Below are 22370 nucleotides of genomic sequence, written 5' to 3'. Positions count from 1 at the left end.
CTAGAAATAGTTTAAATCAGAGTAAAAAATACCCAACTACAACAGCTATTAACATATAAATAATGCAAGGCAGAGTGTTGTAGGTAAGTAGTTTGTGTTCACCTTTCCCAAGTAAGCCAACTGTTGCAGATACTGCTACTATGTTGTTTACACAAATCATATTACCAATAGCACCACCAACATTTTGAAGAGCAATGATTACAGCAGGACTTGCCCCAACTAAATTTGCAGCATCAAATTGTAATCCCGAAAAAAGAATGTTAGAAACAGTATTGCTTCCAGAAAAAAATGCTCCTAAAATTCCAATATTTGGTGCAACGCCAACATAAGCTTCTCCTGAAATTTCAGCAAAAAACTTAGCCATCATTTTAAGCATTGTATCAAGTCCGTGTGGGTTTTGATCTGTATGTAGCATGATTTGCACCATTGCTACACCAGCTACAAGGGGAATAACCGCTTTTGATACTTGGGAGAATGTATTTTTCCAGCTCTCTTTTACTTCTTCTTTTGTCATTTTATGAAGATAAATTGTTACAAGTGCTATTAGTATAAATGGAATTGTTCCAGGCAAGTATGCATATTTGAAAGAATATACGGTTCCGCTAACTCCAAAAATTTCAGGTAAGTCTATAGCCATAGATGTCAAAAGACCTTTTATGCCTAGTGCAGGTATACGGGTTATTACAAGTATGATAGATATTAATATATATGGCAACCATGCTTTAAATAAAGATATGTTTTGACTGCCTTGTACCTCTTTTGTCTTTTTTAGTGCGGAACCAGTCCATTCATTTTTCCACTCTTCTTTAGGTGGAAAATCCCAATTTTCTTTAGGTGTTAAAAAATTATGCTTTGCAGCAAATACTAGCACCCCCAAAGATACAATCCCCCCTAAAAGAGATGGCAACTCAAAACCTAAGAAAAATGATGCAAATATATAAGGAATTAAAAATGAAACCGAAGCTAAGATAGCAAAAGGTATAGCAGGTATAACATCTTTAAAACTTCTATTTTTGCCAAAAAATTTAACCATTAAGGCAATTACAAGCATGGGAATAAAAAAACCACCAACTGAATGAATGATTGCTGTATATACACTTACATCTTGCATAAATACATTTAGGCTTAAGCCTGCATTTTCAATCTGGTTTCCTATAGCCCCTTGTATCCCAAAAATAGGAGTTCCAACAGCACCATATGATACAGATGTTGAATCTAAAATCAAAGTAGTCATAGCAGCTGCTAAAGCAGGAAAACCAAGCCCAACTAAAAGTGGTGCAGCTAAAGCAGCAGGTGTTCCAAAACCAGCAGCACCTTCTATAAATGCACCAAAAGCCCAACCAAGTATGATTACTTGAACTCTTCTATCTGTTGAGATATTACTAAAGCCTTTATTTATGATGCTCATACCGCCTGATGATTTTAGTGTGTTTAGGATTAAAATAGCTCCAAAAACAATTACTAAAATATCAAAAGCTTTTAAAAAACCGTAAATTGCATAAGCACTTAAGTCGGTTATATTCATATCCCAGACAAAAAGAGCAATACAAGAGGTTAAAACTAGGGCAATAAAAAGAGAGTATTTTGATGATATTTTAAATCCAATCATCATAACTAAGATTACCACGATGGGCAAAAACGCAAGTATGGTATACATATCGTTGCCTTTCAAATAAATTAAATATACAAATATATTATTTAAAACTATTAAAAAGCTATCTTAAAATTTATAATTAGAAATATGAATTAAGACACGCAAATTAAGAGATATAAAAATAAAGGAGCTAGGGGCATTTTATGGACTTCTATTTATTTAAGATAGTGAGAATATATATAAAATTTTATGCAGAAAAGTACTATATTTTTTAAAATTAATGGTTTTAAAAAAGAAAATATATAAAAAAAATATTTATAGGTGTTACAAAAATACACATGTAATGAATTTAAAATAATGTTAATTCAAAAAATATTTTAAAGTTAGCTTGGCTAAAATGTAGTGGACTTAGAATTTACTTTATTTAATGTTGAAAGTATTTAGGCGATTTTGCATAATACCCATTTAAAAAATGGGGTTTATATGCAGCTATTAATAGCTTCTTTTAGATTTTGAACATAGCCATTATTGTCAGTTTCTAAGGCTCTTTCGCAACACTGAGTTTCTGGAACTGTTTCACATCCATTTGAGTCACATCTATCTATATATACACCTGTTGGTTTACAGTTTTCCCAAATATAGACTTTTTTGCCTTGTGGGTTTGTTCTTTCATAGGTTGGTTGTCCCCATGTGTTTATTATGGTATCTATATGAAAATTTGAGTTTTCTGCTTTTTTTGTTTCAGATTCTTCTTTAAGGCCTCCTTGAGGTTTGTTTTCTGTTTGAGGCATCTCTTTTGTAGTTGTTTTTCCAAGATTCCAGTTTGACACACTACATCCGCTTAGAAAAAGGGTAAAAACTATGACAAACGATGTATAAATTGTTTTCAAAATTTAGCTCCTGTGGTTTTAAAATATTTGCAACTATTATATTTTTTATTGGTAAATTTAAGATTAAAAAATATAAATAGTTATAAAAATTTAATACTTTCTTTGCCTCTTTATAGTATAAAATAATTAATTTCTATAAATAATTATAGAAAATTTTAAAGGAGCTGTCATGAAAAAAGATTTTGTTGGTTTTACTAAAAATGTAAGAAATTTTATGAAAGATAGAGTTTTTGATGATTATTTAAGGTGTTTTGCTTATGGGACTGAAGCATCTTGTTATCATTATATTCCTAAAGTTGTAGTCTTTCCACAAAATGAGGATGAAGTAGTAAAAATAATAAAGCTTGCTAACAAACACGAAACACCACTATCTTTTAGAGCAGCAGGAAGCTCCCTTTCAGGTCAAGCAAGCTGTGAAGATGTGTTAGTTGTAGCAAATGATAATTGGAAAAAAATACAAACAAACGAAGATGGTAGTGTTATAAGGCTTGGTTGTGGTGTTATAGGACAAGAGGCAAATAATGTTCTTAAAGACTATAGTAGAAAAATAGGACCAGATCCAGCTACAATAGCAACAGCTCTAATAGGTGGCATTGTAAACAATAATGCCAGCGGAATGTGCTGTGGCGTAGATGAGAATAGCTATAAAACTATAAAGTCAATTAGAATTATTTTAAGTGATGGAACTATTTTAGATACCTCTGATGAGCTTTCAGTGGCAAATTTTATAAAAGAAAAACCAAACATGATTAAAGATATTCTTGATATAAAAGATGAAATTTTAAAAGACGCAGAATTAACAGAGCTTATAAAAAGAAAATATAAGATTAAAAATACAACAGGCTATGGACTAAATTCATTTGTGGATTTTAGTGAATTAAAAGATATTATTAATCACATTTTTGTTGGAAGTGAAGGAACATTGGGTTTTGTTAGCGAAGTAGTTTATAATAGTGTTATTGATGAGAAATACAAAGCCTGTGGTTTGTTGTTTTATAAAAGCCTAACAGATGCCTCAAAGGCAATTATAGCCCTTACAGAGCTTAAAGATATAGTTGGGGCTGCTGAGATGATGGACTATGCTTGTTTAAAAAGCGTAAGAGGAATTGATGGTGTTCCTAAAGAGGTTTATGAGGTAGAGGAGGGCACTACAGCTATTTTACTACAAACACAAAGCGATTTTGAAGATGAGCTTAATACTAATGTTAAAACTATAAAAGATGCCTTAGGCAGCTATGAAATGGCTTTTGAGCCACTTTATTCTAGCGATCCAAAAGTTTATGATGGTTGGTGGAAAATCAGAAAAGGAATTCTTCCTATTGTTGCAGGCAGAAGAAAAAGCAAGACTAGCGTTATAACTGAAGACTTATGCTTTGAGATAGATAAGTTTTGTGATGGGGTTGAGTTAATTACTAATCTATTTAAAAAATATGGATTTAGTAAAAATGGTGTTATTTTTGGGCATGCATTAGTTGGGAATTTACATTTTGTGATAACACCAGATTTGAGCAACGAAAAAGAGTTCAATAATTTTAAAAACTTAATGGAAGATATGGCTAATGAAGTTACTAAAATGAATGGTAGCATAAAAGCCGAACACGGAACAGGTAGAATGGTAGCACCATTTGTAGAACTTGAATGGGGCAAAAAAGCCTATTTGATAAATAAAAAAATTAAAAATGCTTTTGATCCAAAAGCTCTTTTAAATCCAAATGTTATTATAAGCTACGATAAAGAAATTCACATTAAAAATATAAAAAATATGAATGAAACAGAAGATTATATTAACTTTTGTATGGAGTGTGGTTTTTGTGAAAAAGCTTGTCCTAGTAAATTTTTAACTCTGACACCTAGGCAAAGGATAGCAGTAACCAGGGAGATAGATAGGCTAAAAAGTATAGGTGAAACCACAAAAGCAGATAAGCTTCAAAAAGAGTATGAGTATTTAGGTGATGAAACCTGTGCAGCTTGTTCTATGTGTAAAATTTATTGCCCATTGAGCATAGATACAGCACAAATTGCAATAAATTTAAGGCGTAAAAATTCTAGTAAAAGTTTTAAAATCGCAAATGCAATTTATGAAAATATGGATAAAGTTATAAACTTAGCTAAATTTGGACTAAGCACAGCAAATTTAAGCTATAGTTTAGTTGGTGCAAAAAACATAAGTGCTATAACTAAAAAAATAAACTCATTTATGCCTTTCCCTTATGCAAATGAGTATCTTCCGCTTAAAAATAGCTATAAACGAGAAAATAGAAATTTCGGAGAGAAAAAAGTTATATATTTTACAACATGTATGAACCGCGGATTTGCACCATCTAAGTTAGTATTTGATAAAAGAAGCATTCAAGAGGTTTTTGAATCTGTATGTAAAAAAGCAGGAGTTAGTGTAGTTTACCCAGAAGGGATTGATAAACTCTGCTGTGGAAAGTCTTTTATGGATTATGAAGAAATTCGTGCAAAAAATAAAGATTTATTAAAAAATATACTTCTTGAAGCAAGTGAGGGTGGAAAGCATGAGATTATACTTGATCATGGAGCTTGTTCAACATATTTGATAAATGAGTTAAAAGATGAAAATCAGCTAAAGATAGTTGATATGTGCGAGTTTTTAGAGGAAATTATGCCTAAATTAAAGATTAAAAAAATTGATGAAAATTTGATAGTTCATAAAATGTGCGCTATGAAAAAAAGAGGAAAAGGAGATTTGGTTGAAAATTTAGCCAAAATTTGCACAACTAAAAATGTGTATAATACAGCTATTGATTGTTGTGGTTTTGCAGGAAATAAAGGCTTTTTTACACCTGAACTTACTTTGAGTGCAACAAAAACACTTAAGTTCATACCGGCTAATTTAAAGCGTGGTTTTAGTAATTCTAGCACCTGTGAGATCGGCGTTAGTCACTCTTGTGGAATTCCTTTTATGCATATAGTTTATTTGATTGATGAATGTAGTAAAGAGCTATATGTTAGTTAAATTAAATTTAAAGTTTTGCTAAAATATGAATCTTTATAAAGGGCTATTTTATTCTTAAAATTTTTGTATGAAATTGCTTTAAAGTGGTTTTACTAAACACATAGCACTTTAAAGCAATGCTGTTTATAAAATATGTTTAAATTAAATACTTAGAAGTAAGTTGCATTTAATTTTATTATGGTATAATCCCTTTTCTGGACTATTTAAGCTTTTAAATCTCTTAGGAGTGCTTAGTAGTTACTACCAAAAAAAGGAAAGCTTTATGTACGCAATTATAAAGCACAGCGGAAAACAATATAAAATTAGTGAAGGTGACTTCCTAAATTTAGATAGATTTGAAGCTAATGTTAAAGATATCGTTGAAGTTACTGATGTTTTAGCAGTAAATGACGGCGAGTTAAAGGTAGGAGCGCCATTTGTAGAAGGTGCTAAGGTTGTCTTAGAAGTTGTAAATTTAGGTAAAGACAAAAAAGTTGTTATCTATAAAAAACGCAGAAGAAAAGACTCAAAGTTAAAACGCGGTTTTAGAAGACAATATACTCGCGTTAAAGTTACAAATATACAAGCCTAAGGAGTAAATAATGGCACACAAAAAAGGTCAGGGTTCAACTCAAAACAATCGTGATTCCATAGGTCGCCGCTTAGGTGTTAAAAAGTTTGGTGGCGAATTTGTTAGAGCTGGAAATATTATCATCCGCCAAAGAGGAACTGCAACTCATGCAGGCAATAATGTTGGCATAGGAAGAGATCATACAATCTTTGCTTTAACTGATGGTTTTGTTAAATTTGAAAGATTTGATAAGACTAGAAAACAAGTTTCTGTTTATCCAGAAGAATAATTCTTAGACCACTTCTTAGTGGTCACCCATTTTATATACAACTTCTCACAATTTAAGTATATTTAGATATAATCTAGTTAAAAATTTTAAGGTAATTTATGTTTGTTGATAGTGTCAAATTTAGTGTTAAATCAGGTAAAGGCGGAGCAGGTTGTGTTAGCTTTAGAAGAGAAAAACATGTCATTTTAGGCGGTCCTGATGGTGGAGATGGCGGAAAAGGTGGCGATGTTTACTTTTTTGTTGATAATAACACCCATACGCTTGCTTTTTATAAAGGTAAAAGAGTTTTAAAAGCACAAAATGGAGTAGGTGGCAAAGGCCGAAATATGTGTGGTAAAAAAGGCGAAGATTTAATTCTTACAGTGCCACCTGGAACTGTTGTTTATGATGAAGAAACTAGCGAAGTTTTATTTGATTTAACAAAAGAGGGTGAAAAAGTTCTTTTTTTACAAGGTGGAAAAGGTGGGCTTGGAAACACCCATTTTAAAAACTCAGTAAATCAAAGACCAGACTATGCTCAGCCAGGACTTCCTGGTGAGGAAAAGCCTATAAGGCTTGAACTAAAACTAATTGCAGATGTTGGGCTTGTTGGATTTCCAAATGTTGGAAAATCAACTTTAATATCTACAATCTCAAATGCAAAACCTCAAATTGCAAATTATGAGTTTACAACACTAACTCCAAAACTTGGAATGGTTGAAGTTGATGAGTTTAGCTCTTTTGTAATGGCTGATATCCCAGGTATTATTGAGGGAGCTAGTGGTGGAAGAGGACTTGGAATAGAGTTTTTAAAGCACATAGAAAGAACTAAAATTTTACTATTTATGCTTGATGCAACAAATTATAGGGATTTAAAAGAACAATACAGCTCTTTAAAGCAAGAGATTGAGAATTTCTCATCAAATTTAGCAAAATCAAAATTTGCTATAGCTATTACAAAAATTGATGCTTGTGAAAATTTAGATGAAATTTATAATAAATTTTTAGAAGAATTTAAATTTGCTAAAAAGCAAGACATATACGAATACGATATTAATAAACCATATTTTGTTATGCCTATATCTAGTGCTACAAATGAAGGGATTAAAGAGCTTAAATTTTCTATTTTAGAGCTATTAAATGAGGTAAAATGAAAAGAGTAGTTATAAAAGTTGGCTCTCATGTTTTGAGTGATAAAGATAAAATTAGTGAAGAAAGAGTTGGAAACTTATGCTCTTTTTTAGCAAAACTTATGCAAAAATATGAAGTAATTTTGGTAAGTTCGGGTGCCATAAGTGCAGGGGGACATAAAGTCAATATTAAAAAAGATAGCGTTGTAAATAGACAGATTTTAGCTTCTGTTGGGCAGGCTTATTTGATGGAAATTTATAGCGATATAATGGTTAAATATGATATAAGTGTTGCACAAATTCTTTTAACAGCAAGGGATTTTGACTCAAGAAAAGCTACAGCCCATGCTAAAAATTTAGTTGATGGACTTTGCAAAAATAAAATTCTTCCAATCATAAATGAAAACGATGCAACGGCTATTGAAGAGATAGTTTTTGGGGATAATGATAGTCTTAGCGCAAATGTTGCTTATTATTTTAATGGCGATATGTTGGTTATTTTAAGCGATATCGATGGATATTATGATGATAATCCAAATACAAATAAAAATGCAAAAATTAGACCACTTGTACCAAGTCTTAAAAAAGAAGAGCTTGAGTTAAAAGCTGATGCTGGAAGTGAGTTTGGAACAGGCGGTATAGTAACAAAACTAAAAGCTGCAAATTTTCTACTCAACAATAATAAATCTATGTTTTTAACAAGTGGCTTTGATTTAAAAGATGCCTATTCTTTTTTACTAGATGGTAAAAAAATAGGTGGTACTTTATTTAAAAGGTAGTTTATGCGTATAGTTTTTATGGGAACACCTAGTTATGCAAAGGTGATTTTAGAAGAAATTTTAAAAAATAATTTTGAAGTTGTTGGCGTTTTTACGCAGCCTGATAAGCCAGTTAGTAGAAAAAAGATATTAACGCCACCAGACGTAAAAAAATTTATTTTAGAAAAAGAGTTAGAAATACCTATTTTTCAACCAAAGACACTAAGAGATGAAAAAGCCTATCAAGATATTTTAAATTTAAAACCCGATTTTATAATAGTTGCAGCATATGGGCAAATACTGCCTAAAAATATTTTAGACATAGCACCTTGCATAAATTTACACGCCTCAATACTTCCAAGGTACCGAGGCGCAAGCCCTATTCAAAGTGCCATTTTAGCAGGCGAAAAAGAGACAGGTATAACGGCTATGCTTATGGATGTGGGGCTTGATGATGGTGATATGCTCGCATTTTCTTATTTAAATATTAAAGGGCTTAATGCTGATGAGGTTTTTGATAAGTTATCTGTTTTAGCAGCAAAGCTAACTATAAAAGTTTTAAATGAATTTGAAAGTTTAAAGCCTATTAAACAAGATGAATCACTTGTTACAAAATGCACAAAGATAAAAAAAGAAGATGGGTTAGTTAAATTTAACGATAATGCAAAGCAAGTAATGAGGAAATTTAGAGCATTTAAGCCTTGGCCTGGAATTTTTTTAGAAAATGGAACTAAGCTTTTAGATATAAAGTTAAAAGAGGGTAAAAAAACAGAAAATTTAGGGGAAATAACAGCGATAGACAAAGTTAGTTTTTCTGTGCAGTTTAAAGATGGCGAAGTAGAGATTTTTGAGCTTCAAGAGCCATCAAAAAAACCTATTTTAGCTAGAGATTTTATTAATGGTAAAAGGCTAAAAGTTGGCGATAGAATTTATTGATAGTTGTGAGTCAACACAGCTATTATTAATTGAAAAATTTAAAAATAATCTTATTAGCCCGCCATATTTTTTAGTAGCTTTTGAGCAAATTTCTGGTATTGGAAGTAGGGGAAATTCATGGGAAGGAAGCTTTGGGAATTTGCATTTTTCATTTTGTATAGATGAAAAAGATATTTCTAAAGATATACCACCACAATCAATTAGTATATATTTTGCAATGTTGATGAGAGGAATTTTAACCTCCAAGGGTTCAAAATTATGGGTTAAATGGCCAAATGATTTTTACATAAATAATAAGAAAATAGGCGGATTAATTACAAATAAAATAAAAAGCACATATATATGTGGAATTGGCATTAATTTAAAAAATAGTCCAGAATTTGGAGATATTTTGGATATCGATGTTGAGATAAATTCTTTGGTTTTTGAATTTTTTGAAATACTAAAGAAACAAATTTCATGGAAGCAAATTTTTAGTAAGTTTATGCTAGAATTCGAAAAATCAAGAAAATTCTTCTCACATATCGGCAATAGAAAGATAAGTTTAGAGTTTGCAAAACTCTGTGAGGATGGCGCTATTTTGATAAATAATAAAAAGGTGTATAGTTTAAGATGAGTGAAGTAATAACCATTGCTAATCAAAAAGGCGGAGTTGGTAAAACTACAACTGCCATTAATTTGTCGGCCTCTTTGGCTATGCTTGGTAAAAAAGTTCTTTTAATTGATGTTGATCCACAAGCCAACGCTACTACTGGTTTTGGTTTTAATAGAAATGATTATGAGTTTAACATCTACCACGTTTTAACAGATAGAAAAAAACTTTCAGAGGTTATTTTAGAAACAGAGGTTCCAAATCTTTTTCTAGCACCATCAAATATAGGGCTAGTAGGAATTGAGCAAGAATTTACAGATCAAGATAGTGATTACAAGCTTATTTTGAAAAATAAGATTAAAGAAGTGCTAAATAGGTATGATTATATTATTATTGACTCACCTCCAACACTAGGAAGCATTACTGTAAATGCTTTAGGTGCAAGCGATAGTGTTATCATACCAATTCAATGTGAGTTTTATGCACTTGAAGGGCTAGCACTTATTTTAAATACTGTAAAAATTATAAAAAAGACTATTAATTCAAAGCTATCTATAAAAGGGTTTTTGCCTACAATGTATAGTTCTCAAAATAATCTTTCAAAAGAGACAGTGGCAAATTTAAAACAGCACTTTGAGAATAAGCTTTTTAAATATAAAGATAGTGATGATTTTGTAGTTGTTCCAAGAAATGTAAAGTTAGCAGAAGCACCAAGTTTTGGTAAGCCGGCTATTTTGTATGATTCAAAATCTATTGGTAGTATTGCTTATCAAGATTTGGCAAATTGTATTTTAGGGTGATTTATGGCAAAAATTAAAAAAAGTGGTTTAGGTAGAGGTCTTGATGCCATATTGGGTGATGTTGAGTTAGCATATAGCAAAGAGTTGGAAAAAGGGAAGAAGGAGTTAATCTTAGAAATAGATGTTTCTAGGATAAAGCCAAATCCATATCAGCCAAGAACTACTTTTGATGAAAAAGCCATTAAAGAACTTAGTGAATCTATTAAAAGACATGGGTTAATTCAGCCAATCATAGTTTTTCAAAAAGATGATGATTATATTCTAATTGCAGGAGAAAGAAGACTAAGAGCTGTTAAGCTTTTGGGACTTAAAAACATAAAAGCAATTGTTGCCGACATTGAATCTAAAAATTTAAGAGAATTAGCTTTGATAGAAAATATTCAAAGACAAGATTTAACTCCTTTAGAGTTAGCTACTTCATATAAAGAACTTATAGATGAGTATAAAATAACTCAAGATGATTTGGCTGAAATTATTAAAAAATCTAGATCACAAATCACAAATACCCTTAGATTACTAAGCTTAAGCCAAGATACTAAAAAAGCTTTAGAAGAGGGTAAGATAACACAGGGTCATGCCAAGGTTTTAATTGGATTAAGCAGTAAAGATGAAACCGAAGTTTTAAATACAATAATAGGTCAAAAATTAAATGTTAGACAGACAGAGAGTTTAGTTAAAAAGATAAAAAACCAAGATTTAGACAAAAAAGACAAAACAGAAGAAAAATACAAAGATTTTCACCATGAAATGGATGAATTAAAAACTAAATTTAAAAATTTTGGATTTAATAGAATAAAAATTAAAAATAACAAAATTTCTATTGAATTTGAGGAAATTGCTGAAATAAAAAAACTAATATCCAAATTCAACTAAAATAAATTTAAATTTAGCTAAATTTTTGCTTAGTTTTTGTAGAATGAGTTAGAAATTTTTAATAGGTATAAAAAAAGGAGTGTGAATGATTGAAATAAACTTTTTTGCATTATTTCTCACCATTGTAGTTTTTTTAGTACTGGTTTGGTACTTAAACAATAGACTTTACAAACCTTTGCTTAGCTTTATGGATGCAAGAGATGAAGCTATAGCAAGAGATCAAGCTTTAATTGAAAAAAATTTAAAAGATGCAACTTCTGAAGAGCAAGAAGTTAGAGAAATTCATTCTAAAGCAAGAGAAGAGGCAAACGCTATAAAAAACGAAGCTATCAATGAATTCAAAGAAGAGGCAGCACAAAAAATAAAAGCCAAAAGAGATGAGCTAGAGCTTGAGTTTGTGCAGTACGAAAAAGAGCTAGAAGAAGAAAAAGAGATATTAAAAAACAATCTTCAGAAAAAATTACCAGAATTTAGAAGCTCTATAAAAGCTAATTTGGCAAGGATTTAATATGAATAAGAATAAGAATATAATTATATGTTTAATTACTTTGCCTGCTATTTTGTTTGCAAGCGGTGGTGAGGTAAAAGATTATGATTTTTTTCACAGGCTGTTTAACTTTGTTATATTTTTTGGAATTTTATTTTATTTATTAAAAAACTTTGTCAAAAACGCTTATAATAATAGAATAAATAACATTGCATTAAAACTAGAAGCTATACAGGTTAGCCTTAGAGAGTCTAAGGAAAAAAAAGTTAACTCTTATAAAAGGCTAGAGGAGGCTAAGGCTGAAGCTATTTCTATTATAGAAAGAGCAAAAAAAGAGATAGATATAGAAAAAGTTAAAATAGAAGAGTCAACTAAAGAAGAGATTAAAAATCTATTAAGCTCTCATGAAAACAAAAAAGAATTTGAGAAGAAAAAAGCAGTAAGATTAGTAGTTGACAATATTATAAATGAGGCTTTTGATGATGATAGTGTTAAGCTAAGCCAAAAAGATCTCATTGAAGTTATAAATAAAAAGGTTAGCTAAATGAGTAAAATAGTTGCAGAAAGATATGCAAAAGCATTAATAGAAAAATTTGATAATAAAGAGCTAGAGAGCATAATAAAAAATTTAAAAGTAATTGTAATGGCTTTTGCAAGTAATAAATTTAAAATTATTATAGATTATCCTATTGTTTCTAGTAAGAAAAAAGAAGAGCTAGTTCTGTCTTTGTTCGATAAGGAAAAACTATCAAAAGAGTTTATTAATTTTTTAAAGATACTATCAGAAAATAAAAGATTTGATTTGGTTCCAGATATTTTAGAAAGATTAGAAACTAAAATAAGATCTTTAAAAAATAGCTATACTGGAAAAGTATACTCTTCAAATACTATTTCTGATAAAGAAATTTTAGATATGGAAAAGCTTTTTTCAGAAAAATTTAAGTCTGAAATAAAACTTGAAAAGGTTCAAAAGGATTTTAATGGAATTAAAGTTACCTTTGATGAACTTGGTGTTGAGATTAATTTCTCAATGGATAGATTAAAACATGATTTAAGTAATTATATATTAAAAGCAATATAAAAGAAGGAGTAATAGAGTGAGTTCTAAAATAAAAGCTGATGAAATCAGCAGCATTATAAAAGAGCGAATTGAAAATTTCGACATTAGTGTAGATATAGAAGAGACTGGTAAAGTTGTAACTATCGGCGATGGGGTTGCTAGTGTTTACGGTCTTAAAAATGTTATGGCTAACGAAATGGTCGAATTTGAAAATGGCGTTCAGGGTATAGCACTTAACTTAGAGGAGAGCACAGTTGGTGTTGTTGTTCTTGGAGACATATCCGGAATAACAGAGGGAAGTACTGTAAAAAGACTTGGAAAACTTCTTCGCGTTCCTGTTGGTGATGCTATGATAGGAAGAGTTGTTAATGCTCTTGGTGAACCTATAGATGGAAAAGGACCAATTGAAGCAAAAGAAAGTAGATTTATTGAGGAAAAAGCTAAAGGAATTATGGCTAGAAAATCTGTTCATGAACCACTTCAAACTGGACTTAAGTCTATAGATGCTCTTGTTCCAATTGGTAGAGGTCAAAGAGAGCTTATAATTGGCGACAGGCAAACAGGTAAAACTACCGTTGCAATTGACACTATAATCAATCAAAAAGGTCAAGATGTTGTATGTGTGTATGTTGCTATTGGACAAAAACAATCAACCGTTGCGCAAATAGTTAAAAAATTAGAAGAGTATGGTGCTATGGAGTATACTATAGTTGTATCTGCAGGAGCTAGTGAGCCAGCATCACTTCAATATCTTGCTCCATATGCTGGTTGTGCAATGGGCGAGTATTTTAGAGATAATTCAAGGCATGCTCTTATTGTTTATGATGATTTAAGTAAACACGCTGTGGCTTACCGTGAAATATCACTTATCCTTAGAAGACCACCAGGACGTGAAGCATATCCAGGTGATGTTTTTTATCTTCACTCAAGACTTCTTGAAAGAGCTAGTAAGTTAAATGATGAACTAGGTGCTGGTAGTTTAACTGCTTTACCTATCATTGAAACACAAGCTGGAGATGTATCTGCTTATATTCCAACAAATGTTATATCTATTACAGATGGTCAAATTTTCCTTGAAACAAGTCTGTTTAACTCAGGTATTAGACCTGCTATTAATGTTGGTTTATCTGTTTCTAGAGTTGGAGGATCGGCACAAATTAAAGCTATTAAAAAAGTTTCAGGTACTCTAAGACTAGATCTTGCACAATATAGAGAGCTACAGGCGTTTGCTCAATTTGCAAGCGATTTGGATGAGAGCAGTAGAAGACAACTTGAAAGAGGTGAAAAAATGGTTGAAATATTAAAACAACCTCCTTATTCTCCACTTCCAGTAGAAAAACAAGTTGTTATTATATTTACTGGATCTAATGGTTATCTAGATGATATTCCAACTAGTTCAATAAATAAATTTGAAAATGAGCTATACCCTTACATAGAAGCTAGATATCCAGAGATATTTGATAATATAAGAAACAAAAAAGCTTTAGATAAAGATATTGAAGAGACACTAGTTAAAGCAATAAAAGAATTTAAATCAACTTTTTTGATCGAGTAAGGCAGGTTTTAGCATGGCAAATTTAAAAGATATTAAAAGACAAATTCAAAGTGTTAAAAACACTGAAAAAACAACAAAAGCCATGAAATTGGTTTCTAATGTTAAACTTAGAAAAGCAAAAATGGTTGCTGAACAGTCAAGTGCGTATGCTGTTAAGATTAACGAAATGTTAAGCGAAGTTGCATTATATATGAAAAATATGTCAGAAGAGTCTGGGATAAATCGCTATTTTTATAAAGGTGAAGAGATAAAAGTAGTTGATATTATATTTATCACTTCTGATAAAGGTTTATGTGGTGGATTTAATGTCCAAACTATAAAAACTATTAGAGATTTAATTAAAGAGTATCAAGATAAAAAAGTGAAGATTAGACTTCGCGCTATTGGGAAAAAAGGTATTGAATACTTTACTTTTCAAGAGATTGAGCTATATGAAAAATATATAGGAGTAAGTTCAGCCCCTACATATGAAAAAGGCCAAGAGATAATCAAAGATGCGATTGCTGATTATTTAAAAGGTGAAACAGACAAGGTTGTTTTGGTGCATAATGGGTATAAAAATATGATATCGCAAGAAATTAGAATTAACGATATTGCCCCTATTGAGCCACCAGAAACTAAGAGTGCTGAAGATAATTCTTTAATGGAGTTTGAGCCAGCACATAATGCTGAGAAAATTCTTGAAGAACTTATTGAAAAGTATTTAGAGTATAGTATGTATTATGCCTTGGTTGATAGTTTGGCAGCAGAACATAGCGCTAGAATGAATGCTATGGAAAATGCTACAAATAATGCACAAGAGCGAGTATATGATTTAAATCTTGCATATAACAAAGCAAGGCAAAGTTCTATTACCACTGAATTGATTGAAATTATCAGTGGTGTTGAATCAATGAAATAAATTAAGGAGAGTTGATGAAAGGTGTTATTAGTCAGATTTTAGGACCTGTTGTTGACGTTGATTTTGGTGAATATTTACCAGAAATCAACGAAGCAATAGAGGTCTTATTTGATGTAGAGGGCGAGAAAAGAAGACTTGTTTTAGAAGTTGCTGCTCATTTAGGTGATGGCAAGGTTAGAACAATTGCTATGGATATGAGTGATGGTCTAAGAAGAGGGCTAGAGGTTACTGCTCTTGGAGGTCCTATTTCAGTTCCTGTTGGTGAAAAAGTTCTTGGAAGAATTTTTAATGTTGTTGGCGATGTTATAGATGAGCAAGAAGAAGGTGAGTTTGATACAAAATGGTCAATTCATAGAGATCCACCAACATTTGAAGACCAAAGTACAAAAAGTGAAATTTTTGAGACCGGTATTAAAGTAGTTGACCTTTTAGCGCCATATTCAAAAGGTGGTAAGGTAGGCTTGTTTGGTGGTGCTGGTGTTGGTAAAACAGTTATCATTATGGAGCTTATTCATAACGTTGCTTTTAAACATAGTGGATATTCTATATTCGCTGGTGTTGGTGAAAGAACAAGAGAGGGTAATGACCTTTATAATGAGATGAAAGATTCTGGGGTTTTAGATAAAGTTGCCTTGTGCTATGGGCAAATGAATGAACCGCCAGGGGCAAGAAATAGAATTGCATTTACAGGACTTACAATGGCTGAGTATTTTAGAGATGAAATGGGTCTTGATGTGCTTATGTTTATTGATAATATCTTTAGATTCTCACAAGCAGGTTCTGAGATGTCAGCACTTTTAGGAAGAATTCCTTCAGCCGTTGGATATCAGCCAACCCTAGCTAGCGAAATGGGTAAGCTTCAAGAGAGAATTACATCAACGAAAAAAGGTTCAATCACATCAGTTCAAGCTGTATATGTTCCAGCAGACGACTTAACTGACCCTGCACCAGCAGCTGTATTTGCTCACCTTGATGCGACAACTGTTTTAAATAGATCTATCGCTGAAAAAGGTATTTATCCTGCTGTTGATCCGCTTGATTCAACTTCAAGAATGCTTGATCCTCAAATTGTTGGCGAGGAGCATTATAAAGTAGCAAGAGGTGTTCAGTCTGTTCTTCAAAAATATAGAGATTTGCAAGATATTATTGCAATCTTAGGTATGGATGAGCTTAGCGAAGAAGACAAAGTAATAGTTGATAGAGCTAGAAAAATTGAAAGATACCTATCACAACCATTCTTTGTTGCTGAAATTTTTACAGGAAGTCCAGGAAAATATATAACGCTAGAAGAAACCATTGAAGGCTTTAAAGGAATTATTGAAGGTAAGTATGATGATTTACCAGAAGCGGCTTTTTATATGGTTGGTAATATTGAAGAAGCTGTGCAAAAAGCACAAACGTTAAAAGCTTAACTAGGAAGGAATAGCTATGAATGATAAATTTCATTTAGAGATTGTTACTCCAACCGGAATAGTTTTCTCTGATAGTGTAAAATCTGTTCAGCTTCCTGGTAGTGAAGGTGAATTTGGTGTTTTGCCAGGACATGCTGCTATAACTACTCTTCTTAGTTCAGGACTAATTGAGATAGTTGATTTAAATGATGAAAAAGATATTGTAGCTATTAGTTGGGGTTATGTAAAAGTTGATGAATCTAAAGTGACAGTTTTAGCAGATGGAGCTGTTTACATAGGTGGAAAAGATAATAGTTCAATTGCCGAATCTATGGAGAAGGCAAAAGAACTTATTGAATCTATGGGTGCCGATAATGTAAACTATGCTAATACAATATCTAGAATGGAAACTCATATAAGGGTAAAATAGGTGGAAATATTTGATATCCTTTTGAGCTATATTTCAAGAAGCACATTTATAACAATATTTGTGCTTTCTTGGCTCTCTATTTATTTTATACTAACTTTTTCTATTTTGATTTCAAAAATGATATATCTAAGCTCTTGGATATATAGAGAAAACAAAGCTTTGGAGTCGCTTTTGCTTGGCTCTAAAAACATAAACATACCATCTATTTTGCGAAAATGTATTAAAGGCAATATAACAAAAGAAAAACTAGATGTTTGTATATCTATGTCAGAAAAAAATGCTACAAGCGGACTTACATGGTTATCTATTATAGCTTCAACATCTCCATTTATAGGACTTTTTGGCACAGTTGTATCAATACTGGATACATTTGCAAATATGGGTAGTGGAAATGCTGGGCTTTCTGTGATTGCTCCTGCAATTAGCGAAGCTTTAGTTGCTACTGGTGCTGGTATATTTGTGGCAATCCCTGCTTATACTTTTCATCTATTGATTAAAAGAAAGGCTTATGAGGTTATTAATATTATAAAAAGATCAGCAGATGTGATTTTATTTAATAATAAAGATCAAATTTAGTGAGTTTTTATGTACAATATAAATAACGATACTCCAGAACTAAACATAACTCCCTTGGTTGATATAATGCTAGTATTACTTGCCATTTTAATAGTAACAACCCCGGCAATTATATATGAAGAGCAAATAGCACTCCCTGATGGCTCCAAAAAAAATATTTCTGAAAACAAAAAAACGGATATGGTTGTTAGAATTGATTCTAATAAAAAGGTATTTTTAGATAATACTCCTATGGCATTAAACGAGTTTCCAGATAATTTAGCACTTTCAATTTCTAGATACGATTTAAACGCTCCTGTTTTTATACAAGCAGATAAAAACTTAATATATAATGATGTTATGTTTGTGTTAAAAATCTTAAAAGAAGCAGGTTTTACTAAAGTAGCATTACAAACAGCTGGATAAACTCTATGAACGGTAGCAAATACAGCTTTTTAAATTTAATCTCACTTATTACTAGTATTGGAATATATCTAGGGGCTGTTTCTTTGATACTATTTTTTTCATATTCAAGTAAAATTTTAGAAAACTCTATTAAATACACAAAAGACAAAGACGCATATATGGACATATATGTAATGGATATAGATGATTCTTTAAATGCTCTTGCTACTGCAAATGAGGCTAGTAAAACAGAGGAAAAGTTGCAAAAATCTAACGATAGTATAGAAGAGGAAAGTATTAAAACAACACATAAAAAAGTAAGTGAAGTTATTGAAAAATCAGAAAATAAAAAACAAGAGACTATAGAAGCGCCAAAAAAAATAGAAGAAAAACCAAAAGAAAATTTACTGGATTTATTTAATAGCGCAGATAAGAAAAAACTAGAAGAGGCAAGAAAAAAGGAAGAGGAAAAAATCCAAAGCCGTAAAAAAAGCGATAAAAAGACAAATTTAAAAGATAGAAATATAAGCAGTAAGCAAGTAGCCAAGACAAAAGGTGACAAGGCTAGCGGTAGGTCACAAAGAACAGGTGTATATAATAAATTTATTGGCGAAGTTGATGGAATGTTAACAGGCATTTGGAGCACTTACCGTGCTATGCCAAATCAAGATGCATTGGTTGAAATTACTATTAATCCTAATGGCAGGGCGACATATAGAATTTTAGAACTTTCATACAGCACCGAGTTTAATCAAAAGTTAAGAGATTTTTTATCTAGAGTAGAAGCAATTACCTTTTCTAAACCACCAGATGGAAAAGCTTATACCCATAAGTATAAAATGAAAGATTTAATACCTTAAATTTAAGATTTTATAATACAATTCAAATCAAGATAATAAATAAGGAGACAATGTGAGAAAAATAATAATAATTTTTTCTTTTTGTGTAGCGCTTTTTGCAAACGATGCTACTACAACGATAGTAAACCAAGGGGTTTCTTTGCCAAAAGTCATAGTGCAAGACTCATCTACTTTAGAAAATGCAAATTTAAAAGATAAATTTTTTAAAATAATAATAGGTGATTTAAAAGTTGGAGCGACTTTTGATGTTAGCGATGCTTATTCTGTAAGCTCTTTTGATGGAGACCATACTACTAATATAGTAGATAATGCAACTTTTATAGTTAGATATAGCCTTAGTGGCAATGAGTTATCATCAATAAACTTGGATTTAAAAGTTTTATCTGCTCAAAATGGAAAAATAGTCTATGAGTCAAACAATAATATTAAAGATGGTAGAAAATATCCATTTTTAGCACATAAAGCAATATCTGAAGTTATTAGTAAGATTGGCTATGCTAATGTTGACTGGATGAACAAGATGGTTTTGATATCTAAATATACTTCGGCAAAAACAAGTGATATAATAGTTGCAGACTATACTTTAACATATCAGCAAGTAGTTTTAAGTGGAGGGTTTAATATATTTCCAAAATGGGCTTCAGCTGAACAAAGAGAGTTTTATTACACAGCATATATAAATGGCAATATCCCAACTATATTTAAATATAATATTTCAAACAATAGAAAAAGTAGAATAATAGAAGGGCAAGGAATGCTTGCTGTTTCTGATGTTAGTAGTGACGGTACAAAGCTTGCAATTACAGATGCACCAAATGATCAACCAGATATATTTGTATATGATTTGCGAAGTGGTAAAAAAGATAGAATAACCACATATCCGGGAATTGATGTAAGTGGAAATTTTGTGGATAATGATGAAAAAATTGTATTTGTTAGTGATAGGCTAGGATACCCAAATGTCTTTATGAAAAACATAAATGGTGGAAATGTTGAACAAATGGTATATCATGGAAGAAATAATAATTCAATTAGCACCAATGGAAACTATATAGCTTACTCAAGTCGTGAAGAGGGTGGAGTTTTTAATCTATATTTGATATCTACTCAGACAGATTACATTAGGCAACTAACCGCTGGTGGAAAAAATTTGTTTCCAAGATTTTCACAAGATGGCGGAACTATAATGTATATAAAAGACTCTAATTACCAAAGTGCAGTTGGATTAATAAGAGTAAATGAGAATAAAGGGTTTATTTTTCCACTAAAACTTGGTAAAATTCAATCTTTAGATTGGTAATTTTTAATTTTTGTGTTATAATTCTATAAATCTTAAATAAGAAAGGTGTTAAATATGAAAAAAATTGTTTTAACCACACTAGCAGTAGCTGCTCTAATGATTTCAGGATGTAGTAAAAAAACTCCAGAAATAGATATGAGTCAACAAACTATGACAGATGCACAAAGAATGGCAAAAGTTGCATCTCAAATACAAAACCAAGTTCAAAATGTATATTTTGACTTTGATAAGTATAGTATCAAGCCAGAAATGAAATCAGTAGTAAACAGCAATGCTGCTTTATTCAACCAAACAGGTGCAGAATTTATCAACGTTAAAGTTGAAGGAAACTGCGATGAGTGGGGTACTGATGAGTATAACTATGCGCTAGGTCTTAAAAGAGCAAAAGCTGCTAAAGATGCATTGGTTGCTGAAGGTGTAAACCCTAATAGAATTTCTGTAGTAAGCTATGGTGAAAGTAACCCAGTGTGTACAGATAAAACTAAGTCTTGCGACGCTCAAAACAGACGTGATGAGTTTAAAGTTAGTTTTTAATTTATAGATGAAAAAAATATTACTAATAACGGCTCTTTTTGGAGCCGTTCAAGCTATTTCTGCAGAAGAAGTTTCTGTTTTTGGTGCTGGTGATTTAACATCATCTAATGCATATGGATTAACAGAGAATGAACAAGTTCTTTTAGAAAATAGAAAAAAAGTAAATACTCTTCAAAGAGAAATTGAAGTACAAAAACAAGATATTATAGGCTTGAGAAGTGTTGTTGAAGGATTAAATTCTCAAATTTCTAAATTAGAAGCTAGAATAGCAGATTTAGAGATAAAAACAACCGGAAGAGTAAACAAACAAGCAAATAATACCGCAAACACTCAAAAAAAAAATGAAAAATTAGCAGTAATTAATAATAAAAAAACTACTAAGTTAACAAATACTTCTAAAAAAACAGAAAAAGTTACTAAAAATAAACCTGAAAAAATTATAGCATTTGATGATATGAAAAAAGAAGATATATTTATCAGTGCACAAGAATTATTTGACAATAAAAAATATACAGAGGCTAAGATACGCTACGATTATCTAAATTCTAAAGACTATAAAAAAGCAGAGGTGAATTTTATGTTGGGTGAAATTTTATATAATCAAAAATTATACTCTGGTGCGATAGAAAAATATAGAAACAGCATTCAGATAAAAGATAATGCTGAATATATGCCAACTCTTTTATATCATAGTGGTTTAAGCTTGGAAAAGATTGGTGATACAACAAGTGCTAATAAGTTTTTTACTGTCTTAAAATCACAATATCCAAATAGCGAACAAGCTAAATCTTTAAAATAGATCTTATTTATTATTTTATGTTAAAATCAAAAATCAAAAATTAAAATTAGGAGTTCAGTAATGACTGAAAATAAAGTAATAACTATGATTTATGAGTTAAAAGATGCAAATGAAGGTACTCTTTTAGAAACAAATTGGAACAAAGAGCCGATTTCATTTATAACAGGATTTGATCAGATTATACCAAAGCTGGAAGAAGGTCTGCTTGAGTTAAATCAAAATGAAGAAAAAACTATAAGAATTGATGTAAAAGATGGCATTGGCGAGTATAATGACAAAGCAATTCAAAGTGTTCCAAAAGAGCAGTTTGCTGGTATTGATTTGGTTGAGGGAATGGAGCTTTTTGGACAAGGCGAGGATAATACAACAGCAAGAGTTATAGTAAAAGCTATTGGCGAAGAAGAGGTAATTGTTGATTTTAATCACCCATATGCTGGAAAAGACTTAGAATTTAAAGTAAAAATTTTAGAAACAAGAGCTGCTACTGAAGACGAGATAAAAAGTGGTGTTATAGGCGGAAAAGGTTCATCTTGTGGTTGTGGTAGTAAAACTAAAAAAGAGCATGAATGTTGTGGTGGCGGTCATCATAAGCATGATAAAGGGCATGAATGCTGCGGCGATGGAAATCATGGAGAAAAAGATGATCATCAATGTTGTGGTGGCGGACATCACAAACATGATAAAGAACATGAGTGTTGTAAAAATAAAGAAAGTTAAGACTA

The 22370-nt window shown here is 31.2% G+C and carries 25 protein-coding genes; 23 read left to right on the top strand and 2 right to left on the bottom strand.

The features are described 5' to 3' along the window. Nucleotides 1–16: 16 nt before the first annotated feature. The gene (locus CBLAS_RS07790; protein WP_106872253.1) at nt 17–1657 is read right to left on the bottom strand and encodes an L-lactate permease; all 1641 of its coding nucleotides are present in this window, start codon (nt 1655–1657) and stop codon (nt 17–19) included. A 416-nt stretch (nt 1658–2073) separates the two neighbouring features. After that, entirely contained in the window at nt 2074–2484 is a 411-nt protein-coding gene (locus tag CBLAS_RS07785) for a hypothetical protein (RefSeq protein WP_172658211.1), read from the bottom strand. A 169-nt stretch (nt 2485–2653) separates the two neighbouring features. On the opposite strand from CBLAS_RS07785, the gene CBLAS_RS07780 reads away from it, so the two are divergent. The 23 genes from CBLAS_RS07780 (at nt 2654) to CBLAS_RS07670 (ending at nt 22365) form a co-directional block, all read left to right on the top strand. After that, on the top strand, nt 2654–5464 hold the full coding sequence (locus CBLAS_RS07780; protein ID WP_106872251.1) for an FAD-binding and (Fe-S)-binding domain-containing protein: 2811 nt from the start codon (nt 2654–2656) through the stop codon (nt 5462–5464). A 262-nt stretch (nt 5465–5726) separates the two neighbouring features. After that, nucleotides 5727–6035: a 50S ribosomal protein L21 gene (gene rplU, locus CBLAS_RS07775; RefSeq protein WP_106872248.1), complete on the top strand. Its 309-nt coding sequence runs from the start codon at nt 5727–5729 to the stop codon at nt 6033–6035. A 10-nt stretch (nt 6036–6045) separates the two neighbouring features. After that, the gene (gene rpmA / locus CBLAS_RS07770; protein WP_106872246.1) at nt 6046–6303 is read left to right on the top strand and encodes a 50S ribosomal protein L27; all 258 of its coding nucleotides are present in this window, start codon (nt 6046–6048) and stop codon (nt 6301–6303) included. A gap of 98 nt (nt 6304–6401) precedes the next feature. Beyond that, nucleotides 6402–7436 carry a GTPase ObgE gene (obgE, locus tag CBLAS_RS07765; RefSeq protein WP_106872244.1) on the top strand — a complete coding sequence of 345 codons (1035 nt, stop codon included), beginning with the start codon at nt 6402–6404 and terminating at the stop codon, nt 7434–7436. Continuing rightward, a complete protein-coding gene (gene proB / locus CBLAS_RS07760; RefSeq protein ID WP_106872241.1) occupies nt 7433–8191 on the top strand; it encodes a glutamate 5-kinase in 759 nt (252 codons plus the stop codon). Before obgE ends, proB begins: the two co-directional genes overlap by 4 nt. 3 nt (nt 8192–8194) lie before the next feature. Then, the gene (gene fmt, locus CBLAS_RS07755) at nt 8195–9106 is read left to right on the top strand and encodes a methionyl-tRNA formyltransferase (protein ID WP_106872239.1); all 912 of its coding nucleotides are present in this window, start codon (nt 8195–8197) and stop codon (nt 9104–9106) included. After that, nucleotides 9087–9722: a biotin--[acetyl-CoA-carboxylase] ligase gene (locus CBLAS_RS07750; protein WP_106872237.1), complete on the top strand. Its 636-nt coding sequence runs from the start codon at nt 9087–9089 to the stop codon at nt 9720–9722. Before fmt ends, CBLAS_RS07750 begins: the two co-directional genes overlap by 20 nt. After that, complete coding sequence (locus CBLAS_RS07745; protein WP_106872235.1) at nt 9719–10498, top strand: ParA family protein; 780 nt, start codon at nt 9719–9721, stop codon at nt 10496–10498. The genes CBLAS_RS07750 and CBLAS_RS07745 overlap by 4 nt, the downstream gene beginning before the upstream one ends. A 3-nt stretch (nt 10499–10501) precedes the next feature. Further along, nucleotides 10502–11371: a ParB/RepB/Spo0J family partition protein gene (locus CBLAS_RS07740; RefSeq protein WP_106872233.1), complete on the top strand. Its 870-nt coding sequence runs from the start codon at nt 10502–10504 to the stop codon at nt 11369–11371. A gap of 85 nt (nt 11372–11456) precedes the next feature. Continuing rightward, nucleotides 11457–11879: a F0F1 ATP synthase subunit B family protein gene (locus CBLAS_RS07735; RefSeq protein ID WP_106872231.1), complete on the top strand. Its 423-nt coding sequence runs from the start codon at nt 11457–11459 to the stop codon at nt 11877–11879. A gap of 1 nt (nt 11880) precedes the next feature. Next, complete coding sequence (locus CBLAS_RS07730; protein WP_106872229.1) at nt 11881–12402, top strand: F0F1 ATP synthase subunit B family protein; 522 nt, start codon at nt 11881–11883, stop codon at nt 12400–12402. Further along, the gene (locus CBLAS_RS07725) at nt 12403–12939 is read left to right on the top strand and encodes a F0F1 ATP synthase subunit delta (protein ID WP_106872227.1); all 537 of its coding nucleotides are present in this window, start codon (nt 12403–12405) and stop codon (nt 12937–12939) included. It abuts the gene before it with no gap. A gap of 16 nt (nt 12940–12955) precedes the next feature. After that, nucleotides 12956–14473: a F0F1 ATP synthase subunit alpha gene (atpA, locus tag CBLAS_RS07720; protein ID WP_106872225.1), complete on the top strand. Its 1518-nt coding sequence runs from the start codon at nt 12956–12958 to the stop codon at nt 14471–14473. Between the two features lie 13 nt (nt 14474–14486). Further along, on the top strand, nt 14487–15374 hold the full coding sequence (gene atpG, locus CBLAS_RS07715; RefSeq protein WP_106872223.1) for an ATP synthase F1 subunit gamma: 888 nt from the start codon (nt 14487–14489) through the stop codon (nt 15372–15374). 14 nt (nt 15375–15388) lie between these two features. Continuing rightward, nucleotides 15389–16786 (top strand): F0F1 ATP synthase subunit beta, encoded by a 1398-nt coding sequence (gene atpD / locus CBLAS_RS07710; RefSeq protein WP_106872221.1) that lies wholly within the window; start codon nt 15389–15391, stop codon nt 16784–16786. Nucleotides 16787–16802: 16 nt separating this feature from the next. Next, nucleotides 16803–17195 carry an ATP synthase F1 subunit epsilon gene (gene atpC, locus CBLAS_RS07705; protein ID WP_106872218.1) on the top strand — a complete coding sequence of 131 codons (393 nt, stop codon included), beginning with the start codon at nt 16803–16805 and terminating at the stop codon, nt 17193–17195. Nucleotides 17196–17201: 6 nt separating this feature from the next. Continuing rightward, the gene (locus CBLAS_RS07700; RefSeq protein ID WP_106872335.1) at nt 17202–17771 is read left to right on the top strand and encodes a MotA/TolQ/ExbB proton channel family protein; all 570 of its coding nucleotides are present in this window, start codon (nt 17202–17204) and stop codon (nt 17769–17771) included. A 9-nt stretch (nt 17772–17780) separates the two neighbouring features. Beyond that, nucleotides 17781–18176 carry an ExbD/TolR family protein gene (locus CBLAS_RS07695; protein WP_106872216.1) on the top strand — a complete coding sequence of 132 codons (396 nt, stop codon included), beginning with the start codon at nt 17781–17783 and terminating at the stop codon, nt 18174–18176. A 5-nt stretch (nt 18177–18181) separates the two neighbouring features. Then, complete coding sequence (locus tag CBLAS_RS07690) at nt 18182–19015, top strand: TonB C-terminal domain-containing protein (protein WP_106872214.1); 834 nt, start codon at nt 18182–18184, stop codon at nt 19013–19015. A 52-nt stretch (nt 19016–19067) separates the two neighbouring features. Further along, nucleotides 19068–20315, top strand: a complete 1248-nt coding sequence (gene tolB / locus CBLAS_RS07685; RefSeq protein WP_106872212.1) for a Tol-Pal system protein TolB — start codon at nt 19068–19070, stop codon at nt 20313–20315. Nucleotides 20316–20369: 54 nt separating this feature from the next. Next, nucleotides 20370–20849 carry an OmpA family protein gene (locus CBLAS_RS07680; RefSeq protein ID WP_106872210.1) on the top strand — a complete coding sequence of 160 codons (480 nt, stop codon included), beginning with the start codon at nt 20370–20372 and terminating at the stop codon, nt 20847–20849. A gap of 7 nt (nt 20850–20856) precedes the next feature. Then, a complete protein-coding gene (locus CBLAS_RS07675; protein WP_106872208.1) occupies nt 20857–21648 on the top strand; it encodes a tetratricopeptide repeat protein in 792 nt (263 codons plus the stop codon). A 60-nt stretch (nt 21649–21708) separates the two neighbouring features. Beyond that, complete coding sequence (locus tag CBLAS_RS07670; RefSeq protein ID WP_106872206.1) at nt 21709–22365, top strand: FKBP-type peptidyl-prolyl cis-trans isomerase; 657 nt, start codon at nt 21709–21711, stop codon at nt 22363–22365. Nucleotides 22366–22370: the final 5 nt, after the last annotated feature.

Source organism: Campylobacter blaseri (assembly GCF_013201895.1).
Lineage (GTDB): Bacteria > Campylobacterota > Campylobacteria > Campylobacterales > Campylobacteraceae > Campylobacter_B > Campylobacter_B blaseri.
This window is presented reverse-complemented; position numbering and strand designations above follow the sequence as displayed.